Raw genomic sequence first — 20,733 nt, forward strand, 5'->3', positions numbered from 1 at the left:
ATCAACGAAAACAAAGGCTGATTGTCCGTAAGACCACGTCCTACAGCAATGACCATAACTGCCAGGAATGGTGGTAGGAGATATCGCGCAGATCAAAAGATCGCAGCCTCGTTGCACTCGACAGCTCCTACAGGGAAATGTGTAGGAGCTGTCGAGTGCAACGAGGCTGCGATCTTTTAATTAATAAACATCAACGCGCCGGCGGATTCTCACCCAGCGGCACCACCGCCATGGTCAGCCGCGACACGCAACTGGCCTTGCCCTCATCGCTGGTCAGGCGAATATCCCAGACATGCGTCGTGCGCCCGATGTGAATCGCCTTGGCCACCGCGGTCACCCGCCCGCTGCGCAATCCGCGTAAATGGTTGGCGTTGATTTCCAGGCCCACGCAATAGAACTTGCTCGCATCGATGCACAGGTAGCTGGCCATTGAACCGACCGACTCGGCCAGCACCACCGACGCGCCGCCGTGCAGCAACCCGTAAGGCTGGTGAGTACGGTGGTCGATGACCATGCTGGCGGTCAGAGACTCTTCGTCGAAGGCTTCGAAGCGAATATCCAGCACTTCGCCGATGGTGTTTTTCTGGATTGCGTTCAACTGCTCGATGTTGGGAGTAGTACGCCACAGACTCATCGTTGCTTTCCTTTATTGGATTTTGTTCGTGGCTCAATCCTGCCACAGCACCGCCTCGCTGCGCTCGCTCCATTCTTCGAAGCGCGCGCCGTAAGCCGCCTCGATCACGTTGCGCTTGATCTTCAGCGTCGGCGTCAGAAAGCCGTTTTCCACCGCCCAACTGTCCTTGACCACCACCAACCGGCGCAGGCGTTCGTGCTTGTCGAGCACACCGTTGACCTCCTCCAGCAGTTTTTCCAGGCTTGAATGCAGCCCCGCCCGCGCCGTTCCACTGGCATCCTGCTGGCCGACCGCCGACAGCACGCACAGCCCCAGCGGCGCACTCAAGCCGTCGCCAACCACGCACACCTGTTCGATTCGCGAATGCACCGCCAGACGGTTTTCGATCGGCGCCGGGGCAACGTATTTGCCTTTGCTGGTCTTGAAGATTTCCTTCAGCCGCCCGGTCAGTCGCAGGTTGCCCTCGGCATCTTGCTCGCCCTTATCGCCGGTGCGCAGGAAGCCATCCTCGGTGATGGTTTCAGCGGTTTTCTCGGGTTCCTTGAAATAGCCGAGCATGGTCGCGCCACTGCGCACCATAACCTCGCCGGATTCGGCGATCCGCACTTCGACCTCCGGGCAGGGCTTACCGATCCAGCCGGGTTTGTTCTCGCCAGGGCGGCAGATATGGGAGTAACCGCAGCTCTCGGTCATGCCGTAGACCTCCAGCACATCCAGCCCCAGTTTGCGGTACCACAGCAACAAGGTCTGCGGCACGGGCGCGGCGCCGGACAAGGCGACGCGCAACGCATCCAGCCCCAACCCGGCAAGCACTTTGTGCCCTACCCGCTTGCCGATGAAGGGCAGGCCGAGCAGGAAGTCGAGGCGTTTCGCCGGGATCTTGCTGTACACGCCCATCTGGAACTTGGTCCAGATGCGCGGCACACCGAACAACGCGGTCGGGCGGGCGCGCTGCAAGTCGGTAAGGAAGGTGTCGAGGCTTTCGGCAAAAAACACGGTTTGGCCGGTGTAGATCGACGCCAGTTCGACGAACATGCGCTCCGCGACGTGGCACAGTGGCAGGTAGGACAACAAACGGTCCGATTCATTGAGGCCAAACAACTGGGTGCCATGCGTGGTGGCGAATCCCAGATTGCCGAAACTGTGCATCACGCCCTTGGGCAACCCGGTGGTGCCTGAGGTGTAGATGATGGTTGCCAACTGATCGGCCGACGGTTTGGGGTCGTCCTGGATCGGCGAGCTTTTTTGCAGATCGTCCCAACTGAAATCGAAGCGCCCGGGCGGGTGCAACGGCAGGCTGATCGTCGGCAGATCAGGGCTGACACCGCGGGACATGCTCGGCCAATCATCGAGCTTGCCGATGAACGCCAGCGCCGCTTCGGAGTGTTCGAGCACTTGCGCCACGGACTCGGCGGTGAGGTTGGGGTACAGCGGTACCGAAACGTGGCCGGCCATCCAGATCGCCAGGTCGGCGATGATCCAGTGGGCACAGTTTTTCGAGATCAGGGCGATGTGGCTGCCTTGTGGCAGTTCACGGGCTCGCAGCCAGTGCGCAGCACAGCGGGCCTGATGGCCGACGTCAGCCCAGGTCAGGGTTTCGACGTGTCCGCCGCCCGTGGGTTGGACCAGAAAACGCTGGCGGGGATGACGGGCTTCACGCTCGTAAAAGACGTCCAGCGGCAAACGAACAGCAGCAGGCATGCGACTCGCTCCTTTTTTTTGGTCTGGAGCAAGCGTAGTCAACCAAGCGGTTGCTTGGTTGACTATTTATTGCAAAAACAAGATCGAAAGATCGCAGCCTCGTTGCACTCGACAGCTCCTACACGGTTTTGTGTTCCTTGTAGGAGCTGTCGAGTGCAACGAGGCTGCGATCTTTTTGCCTTTAAGGGTGCTTGATGCCTTTAAGTTTCATCGCGCCAGCCAGCGGGCCTTCACCCTCAAGTTCTGCGAGGCCGGCGGTTTTTACCGCTTCCGGATCCTGCACATGGCCATGCTGCAGGTAACCCAGCAAATTGCCCACCAGCGGGTTATGGCTGACCAGCAGCGCGTGATCGACAGACACCAACTGCTCGGCCACCGCTTGCGGGCGATTGTCGGGGGTCAGCCATTCGACGGTTCGAATCTCTGGCTGGAAGCCCAGCGCCTCACGCACCAGCTGCGCGGTCTCCTGCGCTCGCAGGAAAGGACTGGCATAAATCGCGGTAATCGGCTTGCCGAGCAACTCGGCAGCGGTGCGCAACACTTCTTCGCGACCGTGGGGGGTCAGTGCTCGTTCGGAGTCTGGACGGGAACCGTGTGGCTCGGCTTCACCATGACGCAATACCCAGAGTTTCATAGCTTGGGCTCCTCATCTCGGACCGGATGTGGCGCAGGCGCCACGACGTGCGGCGCTTCACCTTCCGGAGTACGCGGCGTCGGCCAGTCGGCGAACGGCCAGGGTTTCTGGTCGCTGTGAAAGCTGCCGAAACGACCGATCTGCGCCAAAAACTGGCTCAGGCTGTCGCCGAAGTTCATCAGGCTGGCGCTCGGGGCGCCATAAATCAAACGATAGATCAGTTGGACCAGCACCACCGCGCCAAGGATGAACTGCGCCACTTGCCAGACCAGCAAGAAGACGATCATCCACAGCACACGCAGCAAGATGGATTCGTAACCGGATTCTGTTTTCGGATCGTTCATAGCTATCTCCTGCTCCTTTTGGAAAGCGTGCTCAGTTGAAACCGCTGGTCGAAATAAAGTCGACGTCAGTTTTCGGTTCGCCGCGCATCAACAGCTCAATCACTTGATTAAGCGTGCGCCCTTCGAACAGGATCGCGTGCAATCCGGCGACCAGCGGCATGTAGACGCCGACTTCCTGAGCCTTGGCCTTGAGCACTTTCAGCGTATTCACGCCTTCGGCCACTTCGCCCAGGCGGGTCACCGCCTCCTCAAGACTCAAGCCCTGACCGAGGGCATAACCGACCTGATAATTTCGGCTTTTGGGCGAGGAGCAGGTCACGATCAGGTCACCGACACCGGCGAGCCCCAGGAATGTCATCGGGTTGGCGCCCTGATTGACCGCGAATCGGGTCATTTCCGCCAGCGCGCGGGTGATCAGCATGCTCTTGGTGTTTTCACCCATGCCCAGCGCCACCGCCATGCCGGCGATGATCGCGTAGACATTCTTCAACGCCCCGCCCAACTCCACGCCAAAGCGGTCGGCACTGGCGTAGACACGAAAGGTGCGGCCGTGCAGCGCTTCCTGGACCCGCTGGCACAATTCTTCATCTTCGCTGGCAACCACCGTGGCGGTCAGCGCGTGTTCGGCGATTTCACGGGCCAGGTTCGGCCCCGACAACACGCCGATGCGCGCTTGCGGTGCGATCTCTTCGAGAATCTCGCTCATCAGCTTGAAGGTGTGGGCTTCGATGCCTTTGGTCAGGCTCACCAGCAATTTGCCGCTCAAAAGCTCGGCATGCGGCGCCAGCACCGAGCGCAGCGCGCTGGACGGCAGCGCGACAAAACACAGGTCGCAGGCTTGCAGGGTTGCCTGCAAGTCGGTCACCGGCTCCACGGCCGGCAGAATCTTGATGCCTTTGAGGTAACGCGGGTTCTCGCGATTGACCCGAATGGACTCGGCCTGTTCAGGGTCACGCATCCACTGCCGGACCTGATGCCCGTTCTCGGCCAGTAGATTGGCCACGGCGGTACCAAAACTTCCGCCTCCCAGGACCGCAATTGGGCGCTGTTCAGTCATATGTAATCCGTTAATCCATACCAGTGGCGATGTCGGCATTATACGGAGCGGCCCAGTGGCGGCCAGTCCCCGCGTCAATTACCGGCATATGTAGGAAGAAGACCAACAAATCCGAGGAAAATGCCTTCATCGTGACTTCAAAAGTCGTAGCGCTCGGTTAACATGCGCGCCAACTAATCGCTATCAGGGATGTTTCGTGTCGTTTGGCGCTCCTTCACCTCGCTCGCCGCTGGTCCTGGCACTGATTTTCAGCTCGCCAGCGCTGCCCGACGACTTGTTCCTCGACAACAAACCCTTGCCGCAAGTGCTGACGGCCACTCGCCTCAAGCAATCGCCGGCTGCGGTTCCGGGAAGCATGACCGTGATTGACAGCGAACTGATCAATGCCAGCGGTGCGCGGGACATCAGCGAATTGCTGCGGCTGGTGCCGGGCATGATGGTCGGCAATATCAGCGGCAATCAGGCGGCCGTGAACTACCACGGCACCAACGCCACCGAGGCGCGGCGCATGCAAGTGCTGATCGATGGCCGCTCGGTCTATCGCGCCGGCCTGGCCACGGTGGACTGGAGTGATATTCCGGTGGCCATGGAAGACATCGAACGCATCGAGGTTTTCCGTGGCCCGAACACCGTCAGCTACGGCGCCAATGCGCTGATGGCGGTGGTCAACATCATCACCCGCCACCCCGCCGACAGCCACGGCACTCGAATGAAAGTCACCCGTGGCCAACGCGGCATCGACGACTTTTATGCCAGCCAGGGTGTGGGCTGGGACGACGGTGACTTGCGCCTGTCACTGTCCGGCCAGCAAGACGACGGCTTCGATTCGAACCAGTTCGGGGACGACTATCGTGACAGTCGCCGTTTGAACCGTTTAAACCTCGCCGTCAGCCAGACGCTCAATGACAATCAGAGCATCGACTGGCAATTGAACGCCAAGGACGGCACCAACCAGCGGCCTTACACCTACCACCCAGTGTTCCCCGGGATTACCGCTGCGGGGAATAATTCCGACGTCACGGCCAAGGACTACGCCGGCTCGTTGCGCTGGAATCTGGACATCAATCCAGATCACAGCCTTTATATCCAGGGCTCCGCGCAGCATTGGGACCGTCAGCAGACCTGGCGCGCCTGCGACGCCGAGGTCTCGTTCAGTCCGCAACTGACCGAACTCTGGCAGCTCAATCCGAACTACACCGAACGCCTGGCGCGCAACATGGAGCGCTACGCAGGCCCCGGCGCACCGGCGGGCACGGCGGCGGAACAAGCGCTGGGCAATCAAGCCCTGGAACAATGGCGCAACGGCGCCCGGCAAACGCTTTGTGGCGACATCGACCAGAGCGCCCGGGAGTCGCGTTACGACCTCGAGTTGCAGGACACTCTTAGCCTGACTGACAGTCTGCGACTGGTCAGCGGTATGAACTATCGTTACGACCGGGCAGATTCCGAGACCTACTTTAATGGCACCCTCGACGACACCACCTGGCGAACCTTCGGCCAACTCGAGTGGCGTGCCACCGAACACTGGCTGCTGCAGGGCGGAGCAATGTTCGAAGACACGCAATTGACTGGCAGCTCACTGACCCCGCGGGTCGCCGTCAACTATCTGATCACCCCACGCCACGGCTTGCGCGCCGTGTACTCGGAAGCCATCCGCTCGCCGGACATGTTCGAGAACAACGTCAACTGGAGTTACCAGGTGAAAAACCTGCGACCCAGTGCGTACGGCCAGACCAGCGCCCGTTATTTCGTCAAGACTCGCGGCCCCGGCGACCTCGAACAGGAACGCATGCGCTCGCGCGAACTGGGCTACAACGGCTACTTCGCAGGACCGGGCCTGACGGTCGACGTAAAGCTGTTCTACGACGAAATCACCGGCATGATCAGCGAGCCGCTGCGCAACAATCAGTACATCGCCAGCAACTCCAATAACGCGCGCTTCAAGGGCACGGAAACCCAGCTGGACTGGCGTCTCGGCAGCGCCGATCGCCTGCGCCTGACCTACGCCTACGTCGACGCCGAGGCGAGCAATCCGCCTGATGAGCAACTGACCGCACGCAACAGCGGTTCCGCCGGCTGGTTGCGCGACTGGGGCCAGGGCTGGAACAGCGCCCTCTTCTACTATGGTGACGACGCCCTCAACGGCTACCGCTTCGAGCGTGTCGACACGCGCATCGCCAAACGCATCGGGTTGGGCAAGGCCAGCCTGGAACTGGCCGGGATTCTTCAGCAGCATCTCGACGATCAACCCACCACGTTCGTCGACAACAACTACGACGAGCGTCGGGTGCTCTACTTCAGCGCGGAGCTGACGTTTTAAATGGCGCATCGCCTGTCACGGAAGTCGCCAAGCCTTGGCAGCCTGCTGGCAGGGTTGTGCCTGTTCCTGACCGGCCTGATTGGCTGCCTGCCAGCACAAGCCGCCGACATTCTGCTGACCGGAGCCGAAGACAGTCCCGGCGTGCAAGCCTTCGTCCACGCACTGAGCGAACTGCGCCCCGCCGACACCGTGCGTTTCCAGGCCTTGGCGAGTCTTCCGGTCCCCGGCAAGCTGCCCGCCGGCACCCGGCTGATCCTGCTCGACCTGCCGAGTCTCGACTGGCGCCTGCAAGACGCCCAAGGCCCGGCGACGCTGGTCTTGCGCATCAGCCGCTTGCAGGCTCACCAACGCTTCGGCACCCACCTGCCGCCGCACTTGAGCCTGCTCTGGAGTGATCCGCCACTGGATCGGCAATTGCGCCTGATCCGGCTCATCCTGCCTCAGGCCCACCGGGTCGGCGTGCTGTACGACAGTCACAGTGAATTCCTTTTGCAAGAATTGCATCAGGCCGCCCAGACTTTGGGACTTGAACTGGTCAGCGAGCGCTGGGATAACACCAGCGACAGTCGCCCCTTGCAGACTCTGCTGAAAAGCAGCGACGTGCTGCTGGGGCTCGACGACCCCGATGTATACAACCCCAAAACCGCGAAAAACCTGTTGCTGAGCAGCTATGCGCGGCAACTGGCGCTGATCGGCCCCAACGCCGCCTTCGTCAAGGCCGGCAGCCTGACCAGCACCTACAGCGATCAACAGGATTGGCTGGCAGTGCTCAACGAATTGCTCGACCGCCCGACCAGCAGTTGGCCACGCATGTTCTATCCGCAACACTTCAAAGTCTTGAGCAACCCGCAGGTGGCTCGTTCATTAGGTATTGAGCAGATGAATGAAGCGACTGTCGCCACCCAGCTGGCTGAAGGAGAAAACCGTCCATGACCTTCCGACGCCGTTGGGACATCAACACCCGCACCCAGATGATCAGCCTCGGCCCTGCCCTGCTGCTGACGTTGTTGCTGATCAGCTTCTTCACCTTCGTGCGCCTTCAGGACCTGCGTCAGGAACTCAATCACACCGGTCAGCTAATCGCCAACCAACTGGCACCGGCCACGGAATACGGGGTGATTTCAGGCAACAACGACGTCCTCGAAAGCTTGCTCAAGGCGACACTGGCCACGCCCAACGTGCGCTTTCTGGAAGTCCAGGACAGTGCCAACCGCATTCTGGTGTACGTCGAGCAACCGTCGGAAACCCACACGCGTTCGCACCAGGTCGAAGTGTTTCAGGCACCGGTACGGCTGCAACGGATCGCCCTGAACACTGATTTCTTCCAGGGCAGTAAAGTGGCCAATACCGCGCCGCCCGAGGACTATCTGGGCCGGGTGATTGTCGGCCTGTCCAACGACGCCTTCAGCCAGCGCCAGCAGGAAATCCTGTTCAAGGCCGGGATCCTCGCCCTGTTCGCCCTGCTGTTCACCTTTCTGGTGGCCCGACGCCTGGCCGGCAGTTTGTCGCAGCCGATCCGCGACATCGGCCACGCCGTGAAAGCGATTCAGGAGGGCGACTACAAGACGCCGCTGCCGATAGTCGACGACACTGAATTGGGCGCGCTGTCACAACACATCAATAACCTTGCCCACGGCCTCGAACAAGCCAGCCGCGAGCAGCATCAGGCCATGGCACAGTTGATCAAGACGCGTGAAGAAGCGGAAAAAGCCAACAACGCCAAATCCGACTTCCTCGCGATGATGAGCCACGAACTGCGCACCCCGATGAACGGCGTGCTCGGCATGCTGCAACTGCTGGAAACCACCGACATGACCGAGGAGCAGGTGGAATACGCGGCACTGGCTTCAGAGTCGACCGAACACTTGCTCAAAGTCATCAATGACATTCTCGACTTCTCGCGCATCGAGCGCTCGGAACTGGAGCTTGAACACATTCCGTTCAACCTCGCGGACCTGATCAGCAGCTGCGCCCAATCGTTCTCGCATGGCGCGGCGCAACGCGGGCTCGACCTGGCGTTGACGATCCCCGAGGACATGCGTGCGTTGCAGGTCCAGGGCGATCCGACACGAATCAGGCAGATTCTAGTCAACCTGGTGGGCAATGCGCTGAAATTCACCGAGCACGGCCGAGTCAGCATCGAGCCGAAGTGGCAATCGCTGGATCATGAATTGCTGTGGTTCACCTGCACCGTGCGCGACAGCGGGATTGGCATCTCGGCCGAAAGCCTGGAATTGATGTTCGACGCGTTCCAGCAGGCCGACAGCTCTATTTCAAGGCGTTACGGCGGCACCGGCCTGGGGCTGCCGATTGCCCGCACCCTGGCCGAACGCATGGGCGGCACCTTGCGTGCGCAGAGCGAAGAAGGCGTGGGGTCGGTGTTCACCCTGGAAATTCCGTTGGCGCTTTATAAGCAGTCGTTGCCGGAACGGTTGCCGCGTGCCCTGAGCGGAGACGGCCATGGCGAGGGTCGCAATGTGCTGCTGGTGGAAGATAACCCAGTCAACCAGACCGTCATCGAAACAATGTTGCGCAGCCTGGGCTTTACTGTCAGCGTCGCCAACGATGGCGCGCAAGCGGTGCGCAGTGCCGAAAGCCTGATTTTCGAAGCGATTCTGATGGACTGCCGGCTGCCGATCATTGATGGCTATGAAGCCACTCGCCAGATTCGCCAATTGCCGGGCTGCGCGGACCTGCCGATCATCGCCCTGACCGCCAACGCTTTGCAGGGCGACCGGGAAGCATGTTTATCGGCAGGAATGAACGATTACCTGGCCAAGCCGTTCAAACGCACGGATCTGCAACAAATTCTGCAGCGCTGGGTGCAGTAGTGCAGGCCTTTCGACCATCTGCGACTGGCGTGAAAGTCGAAAGTGCGGCAGTCTTAGGCACCCGAACAAGCCCGAAAAGGGGCTTGAATAATAATTTCAGTGCACAAGTGTACATTCATGTCCTTGGTGCTGTGACTTTCACCACAACGCAATAGTCTATGAGTAGGCTGCTGACTCGAGGCATGAACGCCTCGATCGGCCGGGAAGATTTGCCCCACCCTGCCGCATGGGACTATTGAGGAGCTCGCATGACCCAACAAAACGCCTTTACTCGGGAAGACCTGCTGCGCTGCAGTCGCGGTGAGCTGTTCGGCCCAGGTAACGCACAACTGCCCGCCCCGAACATGCTGATGGTGGATCGCATCACCCATATCAGTGCCGAGGGTGGCAAGTACGGCAAAGGTGAATTGGTCGCCGAGCTGGATATCACTCCGGACCTGTGGTTTTTCGCCTGCCACTTCGAAGGTGATCCGGTGATGCCAGGCTGCCTGGGCCTCGACGCCATGTGGCAACTGGTCGGCTTCTTCCTCGGCTGGCAAGGTCTGCCGGGCCGTGGCCGTGCGCTGGGTTCGGGCGAAGTGAAATTCTTCGGCCAGGTCCTGCCAACCGCCAAGAAAGTCACCTATAACATTCAGATCAAGCGCGTGCTCAAGGGCAAGCTGAACCTGGCCATCGCCGATGGTTCGGTCAGTGTCGACGGCCGCGAGATCTACACCGCCGAAGGCCTTCGGGTCGGCGTTTTCACCTCCACTGACAACTTCTAAGGGTTATCCGCATGCGCCGCGTCGTTATCACTGGTCTGGGCATCGTTTCGTGCCTGGGCAATGACAAAGAGACCGTCTCCGCTAACCTGCGTGCAAGCCGCCCTGGCATCCGGTTCAACCCGGAATATGCTGAAATGGGTCTGCGTAGCCAGGTTTCCGGCTCCATCGACCTTCCACTCGAAGAGCTGATCGATCGCAAGATCTATCGCTTCGTCGGCCACGCGGCGGCTTACGCCTATCTGGCCATGAAAGACGCCATCGCCGACTCCGGTCTGACCGAGGAGCAAGTCTCCAACCCGCGTACCGGCCTGATCGCCGGTTCCGGTGGCGCCTCCACGCTGAACCAGATGGAAGCGCTGGACATCCTGCGCGAGAAAGGCGTGAAGCGCGTTGGCCCATACCGCGTCACGCGGACCATGAGCAGCACTGTTTCCGCTTGCCTGGCCACCCCGTTCAAGATCAAGGGCCTGAACTACTCCATCGCTTCTGCCTGCGCTACCAGTGCTCACTGCATCGGCAACGCCATGGAGCAGATCCAGATGGGCAAGCAGGACGTCGTGTTCGCCGGCGGCGGTGAAGAAGAACATTGGAGCCAATCGTTCCTGTTCGACGCCATGGGCGCACTGTCCAGCAAGCGCAACGACACCCCGGAAAAAGCCTCCCGCGCCTACGACGCCGACCGTGACGGTTTCGTCATCGCCGGCGGTGGCGGCATGGTCGTGGTCGAGGAGCTGGAACACGCTCTGGCTCGCGGCGCGAAGATCTACGCGGAAATCGTTGGCTACGGCGCGACCTCCGACGGCTACGACATGGTCGCTCCAAGCGGCGAAGGCGCCATCCGCTGCATGCAGATGGCCATGTCCACCGTTGACACTCCAATCGACTACCTGAACACCCACGGCACCTCGACTCCGGTCGGCGACGTCATGGAAATGAAAGGTGTGCGTGAAGTGTTCGGCGACAAGGCTCCAGCCATCAGTTCTACCAAGAGCCTGTCGGGTCACTCCCTGGGCGCCGCCGGCGTTCACGAAGCGATCTACTGCATGCTGATGATGGAAGGCAACTTCATGGCGGGTTCCGCCAACATCGACGAACTGGACCCGGAAGTGGCAGACATGCCGATCCTGACCAAGACGCGCGAAGACGCCACCATCAACACCGTGATGAGCAACAGCTTCGGCTTCGGTGGCACCAACGCCACACTGGTACTGAAGCGCTGGACCGGCAAGTAATACCCGCCGTCTCGCAGCACAAAAAACGCCCCGACTGGTTCGGGGCGTTTTTTTTTGTGCCTGAATAATGGAGAACACCACTCCCACAGGTTTGCGTGAAGCCAGACATTTTCTTCAATGCGAACATGAAGCTTTTGTCAGGATACTCAACGCCCTGCGACCGAATGCCGCGGTCTTGAAGGGCTGCAGGACTTTTGCAGAATCGGCAATTGTCCGTTACAAAACTCGGTTATTTACTTAGCAGGCTAACAAAACATATAACGGAGTCCTGCACACGCCTTGCTGCAGATAACAGAGATTGGAGCTAGCAGATGACTGTAAAAGTAACTGAACGCGACGATTCACATAAATCCCATGAAGGCGTAGCCGCCGGTATCCGCATCTGGGACGTGCACCAACAAGACATGCTGGTGGGGATGTTCCACTCCGAGACCGATGCCCACAGCTACAAGGCCGAACTTGAAAAACTGGAGCAACAACGAGAGCTCCGATCCGCATAAGCAATGACAGCATTGAAAACGACAAACCCCGCCATGAGCGGGGTTTGTCTTTATTGCAGCCTCTACGGCCTTACCACATCAGATCATCAGGAATCTGATAGGCCGCGTATGGATCGTCCTCGGCGGCGACTTCTTCGGTCTTCACGTTCATCTGCACGATGCGCTGCGGATCGCGCTCCTGAATCTTCAGGGCGGCTTCACGCGGGATCACTTCATAGCCGCCGGCATGGTGCACGATCGCCAGCGAACCATTGCTGAGCTTGTTGCGCATCAAGGTATTGACGCAGATGCGCTTGACCTTCTTGTCATCGACGAAGTTGTAGTAGTCCTCGGTGGTCAGCTTCGGCAGGCGCGAGACTTCGATCAATTGCTTGACCTGGGCCGCACGGGCCTTCGCCTCGGCTTTCTCCTGTTGCTGACGGTTCAGCTCCTGGTCACGCTTGACCTTCTCGGCCATCGCTTCCTGGGCCGCACGCTGCTGCGAGTCATCGAGTTCGATCTGACCTTTATGGGCCAGGCGCTGCTGCTTCTGCTTTTCTTTGCCGACCTGTTTGGCCTGCTTCTGGTTGACCAGCCCTGCTTTGAGCAACTGGTCGCGAAGGGAAATGCTCATGGTGCTTATTTCTCACTTAGGCCACTGCTCAACCGCAGCTGGACACATTCTTTTCCTGACGTTTGGCTTCGCCCCACAAGGCGTCCAACTCTTCGAGGGTGCAATCTTCCATGGGACGATGGGTATCGCGCAATGCCTGTTCGATAAAACGGAAGCGTCTTTCGAACTTGCTGTTGGCGCCACGCAATGCAGTTTCCGGATCGACCTTCAGATGACGCGCCAGATTGACCACGGAAAACAGCAAGTCGCCGACTTCATCGGCAATCGCTACCGGATCGTTATCGGCCATGGCTTCGAGTATTTCATCGAGCTCTTCGCGAACCTTGTCCAGCACCGGCAAGGCGTGCGGCCAGTCGAAACCGACCTGCCCTGCGCGCTTTTGCAATTTGGCCGAACGAGACAACGCTGGCAATGCGGCAGGCACGTCGTCGAGCAATGACAGCTGCTGCGGCGCGACAGATTTCTCGGCACGTTCTTCGGCCTTGATCTCTTCCCAGCGCTGCTTGACCTGTTCTTCACTCAGGCGCGGGACATCCAGTGGCGCGTACAGATCGCCTGTCGGAAACACATGAGGATGACGACGGATCAGCTTGCGCGTAATGCTGTCGATCACGCCGGCGAATTCGAAGCGCCCTTCTTCCCGAGCCAGCTGGCTGTAATAAACCACCTGGAACAGTAAATCGCCAAGTTCACCCTGCAAGTGATCGAAGTCACCGCGCTCGATGGCATCGGCGACCTCGTAGGCTTCCTCAAGGGTGTGCGGGACGATGGTGGCGTAGGTTTGCTTGATGTCCCACGGGCAACCGAATTGCGGGTCGCGCAAGCGGCTCATCAGGTGCAGCAAGTCTTCAAGGCTGTACATCATTCATGTCTCATCACAAAACCTGTGGGAGCTGGCCTGCCAGCGATGGCATCACCTCGACTTTAATGGAAGACCGAGGCGCCTGTATCGCTGGCAGGCCAGCTCCCACACGGGTACATCTTCAAGGTGTCCGGTTACGCCGGGTTTCGATGATGTTCGGCAACTGGGAAATCCGCCCCAGCAACCGCCCCAGTGCATCCAGCCCGGGAATCTCGATGGTCAGGGACATCAACGCCGTGTTGTCCTCTTTATTCGAGCGGGTGTTGACCGCCAGCACGTTGATCCGCTCGTTGAGCAGCACCTGCGACACGTCACGCAGCAAACCGGAACGGTCGTAGGCGCGGATGATGATGTCCACCGGATAGGTGAGCACCGGCACCGGCCCCCAGCTGACCTGGATGATCCGCTCGGGCTCGCGCCCGGCCAGTTGCAGCACCGAGGCGCAGTCCTGACGGTGAATGCTCACGCCGCGACCCTGGGTGATGTAACCGACGATCGCATCGCCCGGCAACGGCTGGCAGCAGCCGGCCATTTGCGTCATCAGGTTGCCGACGCCCTGGATCTGAATGTCGCCACGTTTGCCCGGCTTGTAACCGGTGGCTTTGCGCGGGATCAGTTCCAGCTGTTCGTTGCCGCGTTCCGGCTCGACCAGTTGTTGCGCCAGGTTCACCAGTTGCGCCAGGCGCAAATCGCCGGCGCCCAACGCCGCGTACATGTCCTCGGCGGTCTTCATGTTGGCCTTGTCGGCCAGCTTGTCGAAGTCCACCGCCGGCAGACCGAGGCGACTCAGCTCACGTTCGAGCAAGGTTTTGCCGGCTGCGACGTTCTGATCGCGAGCCTGCAATTTGAACCAGTGAACGATCTTCGCCCGCGCCCGCGAGGTGGTGATGTAACCCAGGTTCGGGTTCAGCCAGTCGCGACTCGGCGTGCCGTGCTTGCTGGTGATGATCTCGACCTGTTCACCGGTTTGCAGGCTGTAGTTGAGCGGAACGATGCGCCCGTTGATTTTCGCGCCACGGCAGTTGTGACCGATTTCGGTGTGCACGCGGTAGGCGAAGTCCAGCGGTGTCGCGCCCTTGGGCAAGTCGATCGCGTGACCGTCCGGGGTGAAGATGTAGACACGGTCTGGTTCGATATCGACACGCAGTTGCTCGGCTAGACCACCGATATCGCCCAGCTCTTCATGCCACTCGAGCACCTGACGCAGCCAGGAGATTTTCTCTTCGTAGTGATTGGAGCCGGACTTGACGTCGGTGCCCTTGTAGCGCCAGTGCGCGCAAACGCCCAGCTCGGCTTCCTCGTGCATGGCGTGGGTGCGGATCTGCACCTCCAGCACCTTGCCTTCAGGGCCGATCACCGCGGTGTGCAGCGAGCGGTAGCCGTTCTCTTTCGGGTTGGCGATGTAGTCGTCGAATTCTTTCGGGATGTGCCGCCACAAGGTGTGGACGATGCCGAGCGCGGTGTAGCAATCGCGCATTTCCGGCACCAGCACGCGCACGGCACGCACGTCGTAGATCTGGCTGAACTCCAGACCCTTGCGCTGCATTTTGCGCCAGATCGAATAGATGTGTTTGGCCCGGCCACTGATGTCGGCGTCGACGCCGGTCGCGGTCAGCTCATTCTTCAGCTGGCTCATCACATCGGCGATGAAGCGCTCGCGATCCAGTCGCCGCTCGTGGAGCAACTTGGCGATCTGCTTGTACTGATCGGGCTCGAGGTAACGGAAGGACAAGTCCTCCAGCTCCCACTTGATGTGACCGATACCGAGACGGTGAGCCAGCGGCGCGTAGATGTCGAAGACTTCACGGGCCACGCGATTGCGCTTTTCATCGTCAGCGGTTTTAACCGCACGGATCGCGCAGGTGCGTTCGGCCAGTTTGATCAGCGCGACGCGTACGTCGTCGACCATGGCCACGAGCATCTTGCGTAGGTTTTCGACCTGGCCCTGAGTGCCCAGCACCAGCGATTGACGGGGGCTCAGGCTGGCGCTGATCGCCGCCATGCGCAACACGCCGTCGATGAGTTTGGCGACCACCGGACCGAAGCGCTGGCTCACGGCCGGCAGTTCGATCTGGCCTTCGCGCACGCCGCGGTACAGGACCGCTGCGACCAACGAATCCTGATCAAGTTTGAGGTCGGCGAGAATCTCGGCGATCTCAAGGCCCGTGCGGAAACTGGAGGTCCCTTCGGACCACAGGTTTTTCGCCGCATTGGCCTGTTGTTCAGACGTACGAGCGAACTCGCACGCTTCCTTCAAGGCTTCGCGATCCAGTGCCAGATCGACACTGACCGCATGATCGAGCCAAGCCTCGAGATTGATACTGCCGTCGGTGTTGATCGGCTGGTGTGCTCTCACCTGTACCATCTTGCTTACCTTCCCTACGACGCAGATTCAATGCGTCAATTCGCTGACCTTCATTGCCCGATTGCCCTCACGGGGCTAATGCGAGAGCTGCACGGGCGGCCAGTCGGACCAGACGAGCCGTCCTAGCTCGCTTCAAATAACGCCATGGCCTCGACATGTGCCGTCTGAGGAAACATATCGAGAATCCCGGCACGTTTTAACCGGTAGCCCTGCTTGATCAATTCGACCGTGTCGCGCGCCAGAGTTGCCGGGTTGCACGACACGTACACCAACCGTTTGGCACCCAGCGATGCCAGCGTGCGCACGACCTCGAAAGCACCGTCACGCGGTGGGTCCAAGAGTACCGCACAAAAGCCTTCGCGCGCCCACTCGGCATCGGTCAAAGGCAGGGATAAATCGGCCTGAAAAAAATGCGCATTATGCAGATTATTGCTAGCCGCATTTTCGGCCGCCCGCTCGACCATCGCTTGCACGCCTTCGACCGCCACCACTTCGCGAACCGCTTTGGCCAGCGGCAAGGCGAAGTTGCCTAATCCACAGAATAGATCGAGAACCCGCTCCTGCGATGTCGGCTTCAACCAGTCCAGTGCCTGGGCAACCATCGCTTCGTTGACGCCGGCGTTGACCTGAATGAAATCTCCTGGCCGGTACGCCAGGTTCAAGTCCCACTGCTCAAGGCGATAACCCAGGGACTGCCCCGCCTCGACCGGTTGCGGTTCGCCTTCACCGTGCAGCCACAGCTGGGCATCATGGGCGGCGCAGAATTCCTTGAGGATGGTCAGATCGGCATCTGACAGTGGCGCCATGTGCCGCAGCAACACCGCCAATGACGAACCGCTGAACAATTCCACATGGCCCAGCGCTTGCGGTTTGCTCAAGCGCCGCAACATCTCCGGCAAGCCGGTCATGATTGGCTGCAAGGGCTGTACCAGCACCGGGCATTCATTGATCGCAACGATGTCCTGACTGCCCGCCGCACGGAAACCGACTTCGAGTTTTTTCGCTTTCATGTCCCAGCGCACCGCCACGCGGGCGCGACGGCGGTAACCGAATTCCGGTCCGCTCAATGGCGCTGCCCACTCTTGGGGTTCGACACCGGCGACTTTCGACAGTTGCTCAGCGAGCATGCTCTGTTTGAGGGCGAGTTGTTCGTTGTGCGGCAGGTGTTGCACGCTGCAACCGCCACAGCGACCGGCATGCGGACACGGCGCGGGACGACGCAATTCGCTGGCCTGGAACACACGCTCGGTGCGGGCCTCGACCACTTTGCCGCGGGCACCCAGCACGCGCGCCTCGACCTCTTCACCGGCCAATGCGCCGATGACGAACCAGGTGCGACCTTCGAAAAACGCGATGCCACGACCGTCATTGGCGAGGCGCTCGATGCTCAAGCGCTGCTTTTTGCCGGTCGGGATTTGCGGGGCCTTGCTTCCGCCGGTGGGCTGGAAGCGCAGGCCTCTCTCTTGCTTGGCCATCAGTTGGGCGCGTCGAAAATGCCGGTCGACAAGTAACGGTCGCCACGGTCGCAGATGATCGCGACGATCACCGCGTTTTCAACTTCTTTGGAAAGACGCAGCATCGCTGCCACCGCGCCGCCCGAAGAAACACCGCAGAAGATGCCTTCTTCGCGGGCCAGACGACGGGTCACGTCTTCGGCTTCGCTTTGCGCCATGTCGACGATCCGGTCCACGCGATCAGCCTGGTAAATCTTCGGCAGGTATTCTTGCGGCCAGCGACGGATGCCCGGAATCGCCGAGCCTTCCATCGGTTGCAGGCCGATGATCTGTACGTTCTCGCTCTGCTCTTTCAAGTAGCGCGAGACGCCCATGATGGTGCCAGTGGTGCCCATCGAGCTGACGAAATGCGTGATGGTGCCCTCGGTCTGACGCCAGATTTCCGGGCCGGTGGTGGTGTAATGCGCCTCAGGGTTATCGCCGTTGGCGAACTGATCCAGCACCTTGCCGCGGCCTTCGGCTTCCATACGCTGGGCGAGGTCGCGAGCGCCTTCCATGCCTTCTTCCTGGGTCACCAGAATCAGCTCGGCGCCATACGCCGTCATCGCGGCCTTGCGCTCGGCGCTGGAATTGTCCGGCATGATCAGGATCATCTTGTAACCCTTGATCGCCGCGGCCATCGCCAGGGCGATCCCGGTGTTGCCCGAGGTCGCTTCGATCAGCGTATCGCCGACGTGAATCTGCCCGCGCAATTCGGCGCGGGTGATCATCGACAGCGCCGGACGGTCCTTGACCGAACCCGCCGGGTTATTCCCTTCGAGCTTGAGCAAAAGGGTGTTGCTGGTGGCGCCAGGCAGGCGCTGCAAACGGACCAGCGGAGTGTTGCCGACGCAATCGGCGATGGTTGGGTACTGCAAGGTCATGGCGTATTCGCAATCCAGACTGCGGGGGCGCCTATCATACCGGCAAACGTGCGCAGGCCATATCACGCAAAGTGTGGTGCTTATGGCTTATGGGAATAAGCGGGCGCGAAATCGATCCTCTTCGCGGGCAAGCCCGCTCCCACAGGGTGCGGGGTTGATCACACGATTTGTGGCCGGCACACATCCACTGTGGGAGTGAGCCTGCTCGCGATGGCGTCATCACTGGCAACGTCATCATCTGCCATCAACCGCATATTCAACCGCAACCCGGTCCCGGTATTCTCGGCCCAAAGGCTCCCGCCCTGGCGCTTCACCGCATTCCTGGCGATGCTCAACCCCAAGCCAAACCCGCCATCCCCCGGCCGCGAGCCGTCGAGGCGAATGAACGGACTGAAGATCCGCTCAAGATCCGCGTCAGCCACCCCGCCGCCCTCATCCTCCAGCCACACCTGCCAGAAGTCGCCATCGCGCTCAGCGCCAAGACGGACGATGCCGCCACTTGGGGAATGACGAATGGCATTGCGCAGGATGTTTTCCAGCGCCTGCGCCAAGGTGTTGAGATGGCCGCGAACCCAGCACGACGCATCCACCGAGCAGTGCAACTGACTGGCCGGCCAGCCAGTTTCATAGCAGGCGTTTTCCGTGAGCATTTCCCACAGCGCCTGAATCTGGATCGCGTCCTCGGGTAGCGGTGCGCGTTCGGTGTCGAGCCAGGCCAGTTGCAGCGTGTCTTCTACCAGGCGCTGCATGCCATCGACTTCCCGACCGATACGCTCACGCAATTGCGTCAGTCCCTGCTCGCTTTCGCTGGCGACCCGCAAGCGGCTCAGTGGCGTACGCAGTTCGTGGGACAGGTCGCGCAGCAATTGCTGTTGCAGGGCCACGCTGCTTTGCAGCCGTTCGGCCATGTGATCGAACGCCCGACCCAGCTCACCCAGTTCATCCGAACGATTGGTGGTATTGCTCGACAAGCGCACGTTCAACTGGTCGACGCGCCAGGCGTTGGCTTGTTCACGCAAGCTGTTCAACGGTACGACCAGCAGCCGATAAAGACCGACGCACAGTAATAATGTGAACGACCCCGGAATGATGCCGTTGGTGATCACGCGCCAGAACACCCGATATTGACCGGGCATGAAGCGCTGGGGCAGTTCGATGACCAGGCTGCCCGCTGCCGGGTCATTGGGAAACGGGATCCTCAACCAGGGCAGGCCTTTGGCATGAGTACTCGTGGGCCAATCCAGCCCACGCAAAAAGGTCAGGCGCTGGACTTCCTTGTCGGTCAGCGGGTAGCTGCTCAGGGACTGCAAATCGCCGCCGATGACACCGACCCACGTCCTTTCGCGCTTTCCCAGCTCCTGCAGCCAGACATCGATGCCTGCGCTCTGGCGTTGATTCCAGGCGTGCTCGGCTTCGGCCGCGTAGCGAGTCAACGTGCCCCGGGCCTCGTCGGAGAGGAACAGGTTCTTCTGTTCCATGTATCGACCCCAGGACCAGCTTAGCCAGATCATCAGCAGACAGAACGCCACCAACAGACACGCCAGTTTCCAGAACAGTGAATGCCGGCCCGGCAGGTCAGACCATTTCATCGCCGGCACTCAAGACGTAACCCTTGCCCCAGACCGTGCGCACTTTGCGCTCGGTGTAACCGATGGCGTTGAGCTTGCGACGGATCTGGCTGATATGCATGTCGAGGCTGCGGTCATGGGCCGCGTACCCGCGTTGCAGCACGTGCTGATAAAGGAAGGCTTTGCTCAGCACTTCATCGCCATTGCGGTTGAGCGTCTCCAGCAAGCGGTACTCGCTGCGGGTCAGGCCGGCGGCATGCTCGCCGTAGAAAACCTCGCACAGTTCATCGTCAAATCGCAGGCTATTCAGCGAAGGTGCAGTCGGTGACGGTTGCGGCCGACGGTCGAGCGCCACCCGACGCAGGATCGCCTCGATGCGCACCCGCAACTCGGCGATGCTGAAGGGTTTGGGCAGGTAATCGTCGGCCCCCAGACGAAAACCGCTGATGCGGTCCGCCTCGGCGCCCAGCGCCGACATCAGCACCACCGGGGTGGAATGACTCTGTCGCAATTGCGTCAGCACGTTCAGACCGTCCAGCCCCGGCAGCAAAATATCCATCAACACCACATCAAAGGCTTGCGCACGCGCGATGGCCAGGCCCTCTCGCCCGTTCTGGCACCACGTCACCTGAAACCCGCAGCGTCCCAAATGCTCGCGCACGTAGGCACCGAGCACGAGGTCGTCTTCGATGGACAGGATTCGGGGATGGCCAACAGAGATGGGAGTCATGAGTATCTGCAAATAATTCTCAGTTGTGGATTATTCAAGATTGCCTGCCGATGGGCAACCCAAGGTTTGCCCATGACGCTAAAGCGCCGTTCCGCTAGACGAATGACGACATCAATTTTACGAAGATTGCCTGCATGCAAATCGCTACACTGCCCAAGTGGCGCGTGCCGGATGTACGCGCAGGTCAATCAATAGCTGGAT

The 20,733-nt window shown here is 60.3% G+C and carries 18 protein-coding genes; 6 read left to right on the plus strand and 12 right to left on the minus strand.

The features are described from left to right. Positions 1–190: 190 nt before the first annotated feature. The 5 genes from BLQ41_RS27365 to BLQ41_RS27385 all read right to left on the minus strand — a co-directional run bounded on the left by BLQ41_RS27365 (position 191) and on the right by BLQ41_RS27385 (position 4,370). A complete protein-coding gene (locus BLQ41_RS27365; RefSeq protein ID WP_090186884.1) occupies positions 191–634 on the minus strand; it encodes a hotdog fold thioesterase in 444 nt (147 codons plus the stop codon). A 33-nt stretch (positions 635–667) separates the two neighbouring features. After that, on the minus strand, positions 668–2,335 hold the full coding sequence (locus BLQ41_RS27370) for an AMP-binding protein (RefSeq protein WP_090186887.1): 1,668 nt from the start codon (positions 2,333–2,335) through the stop codon (positions 668–670). Between the two features lie 181 nt (positions 2,336–2,516). Next, positions 2,517–2,969, minus strand: coding sequence for a phosphohistidine phosphatase SixA (gene sixA / locus BLQ41_RS27375; RefSeq protein ID WP_090186890.1), 453 nt, complete (start codon positions 2,967–2,969; stop codon positions 2,517–2,519). Continuing rightward, on the minus strand, positions 2,966–3,313 hold the full coding sequence (locus BLQ41_RS27380) for a DUF4389 domain-containing protein (protein ID WP_090186893.1): 348 nt from the start codon (positions 3,311–3,313) through the stop codon (positions 2,966–2,968). Before BLQ41_RS27380 ends, sixA begins: the two co-directional genes overlap by 4 nt. Before the next feature lie 31 nt (positions 3,314–3,344). Beyond that, on the minus strand, positions 3,345–4,370 hold the full coding sequence (locus BLQ41_RS27385; protein ID WP_090186895.1) for an NAD(P)H-dependent glycerol-3-phosphate dehydrogenase: 1,026 nt from the start codon (positions 4,368–4,370) through the stop codon (positions 3,345–3,347). Positions 4,371–4,566: 196 nt separating this feature from the next. Here BLQ41_RS27385 and BLQ41_RS27390 point away from each other — a divergent pair, with 196 nt between their 5' ends. The 6 genes from BLQ41_RS27390 (at position 4,567) to BLQ41_RS27415 (ending at position 12,017) form a co-directional block, all read left to right on the plus strand. After that, the gene (locus BLQ41_RS27390; protein ID WP_090186898.1) at positions 4,567–6,690 is read left to right on the plus strand and encodes a TonB-dependent receptor plug domain-containing protein; all 2,124 of its coding nucleotides are present in this window, start codon (positions 4,567–4,569) and stop codon (positions 6,688–6,690) included. Beyond that, entirely contained in the window at positions 6,691–7,623 is a 933-nt protein-coding gene (locus BLQ41_RS27395; RefSeq protein WP_090186900.1) for an ABC transporter substrate-binding protein, read from the plus strand. Then, positions 7,620–9,521 (plus strand): ATP-binding protein, encoded by a 1,902-nt coding sequence (locus BLQ41_RS27400; protein ID WP_090186904.1) that lies wholly within the window; start codon positions 7,620–7,622, stop codon positions 9,519–9,521. Before BLQ41_RS27395 ends, BLQ41_RS27400 begins: the two co-directional genes overlap by 4 nt. A gap of 248 nt (positions 9,522–9,769) precedes the next feature. Continuing rightward, positions 9,770–10,285 carry a 3-hydroxyacyl-[acyl-carrier-protein] dehydratase FabA gene (gene fabA, locus BLQ41_RS27405; RefSeq protein ID WP_008148022.1) on the plus strand — a complete coding sequence of 172 codons (516 nt, stop codon included), beginning with the start codon at positions 9,770–9,772 and terminating at the stop codon, positions 10,283–10,285. An 11-nt stretch (positions 10,286–10,296) separates the two neighbouring features. Continuing rightward, complete coding sequence (gene fabB, locus BLQ41_RS27410) at positions 10,297–11,517, plus strand: beta-ketoacyl-ACP synthase I (RefSeq protein ID WP_090186907.1); 1,221 nt, start codon at positions 10,297–10,299, stop codon at positions 11,515–11,517. A gap of 311 nt (positions 11,518–11,828) precedes the next feature. Then, the gene (locus tag BLQ41_RS27415) at positions 11,829–12,017 is read left to right on the plus strand and encodes a hypothetical protein (protein WP_090186910.1); all 189 of its coding nucleotides are present in this window, start codon (positions 11,829–11,831) and stop codon (positions 12,015–12,017) included. A 70-nt stretch (positions 12,018–12,087) separates the two neighbouring features. Here BLQ41_RS27415 and BLQ41_RS27420 read toward each other — a convergent pair whose 3' ends face one another. From BLQ41_RS27420 to BLQ41_RS27450, 7 genes are all read right to left on the minus strand, one after another. Beyond that, on the minus strand, positions 12,088–12,630 hold the full coding sequence (locus BLQ41_RS27420; RefSeq protein ID WP_090186913.1) for a DUF2058 domain-containing protein: 543 nt from the start codon (positions 12,628–12,630) through the stop codon (positions 12,088–12,090). A 28-nt stretch (positions 12,631–12,658) separates the two neighbouring features. Further along, entirely contained in the window at positions 12,659–13,492 is an 834-nt protein-coding gene (gene mazG / locus BLQ41_RS27425; protein WP_090188863.1) for a nucleoside triphosphate pyrophosphohydrolase, read from the minus strand. Positions 13,493–13,613: 121 nt separating this feature from the next. Then, positions 13,614–15,857, minus strand: coding sequence for a GTP diphosphokinase (gene relA, locus BLQ41_RS27430; RefSeq protein WP_090186916.1), 2,244 nt, complete (start codon positions 15,855–15,857; stop codon positions 13,614–13,616). 122 nt (positions 15,858–15,979) lie between these two features. Continuing rightward, a complete protein-coding gene (rlmD, locus tag BLQ41_RS27435; protein WP_090186919.1) occupies positions 15,980–17,332 on the minus strand; it encodes a 23S rRNA (uracil(1939)-C(5))-methyltransferase RlmD in 1,353 nt (450 codons plus the stop codon). After that, positions 17,332–18,234 (minus strand): cysteine synthase CysM, encoded by a 903-nt coding sequence (gene cysM / locus BLQ41_RS27440; protein ID WP_090186922.1) that lies wholly within the window; start codon positions 18,232–18,234, stop codon positions 17,332–17,334. Before cysM ends, rlmD begins: the two co-directional genes overlap by 1 nt. A gap of 158 nt (positions 18,235–18,392) precedes the next feature. Then, positions 18,393–19,823, minus strand: a complete 1,431-nt coding sequence (locus BLQ41_RS27445; RefSeq protein ID WP_090186926.1) for a sensor histidine kinase — start codon at positions 19,821–19,823, stop codon at positions 18,393–18,395. Further along, complete coding sequence (locus BLQ41_RS27450; protein ID WP_090186931.1) at positions 19,810–20,532, minus strand: response regulator transcription factor; 723 nt, start codon at positions 20,530–20,532, stop codon at positions 19,810–19,812. The genes BLQ41_RS27445 and BLQ41_RS27450 overlap by 14 nt, the downstream gene beginning before the upstream one ends. Positions 20,533–20,733 lie beyond the last annotated feature (201 nt).

Origin of the sequence: Pseudomonas arsenicoxydans (assembly GCF_900103875.1) — a bacterium.
In the GTDB taxonomy this organism is placed as follows: Bacteria; Pseudomonadota; Gammaproteobacteria; order Pseudomonadales; family Pseudomonadaceae; genus Aquipseudomonas; species Aquipseudomonas arsenicoxydans.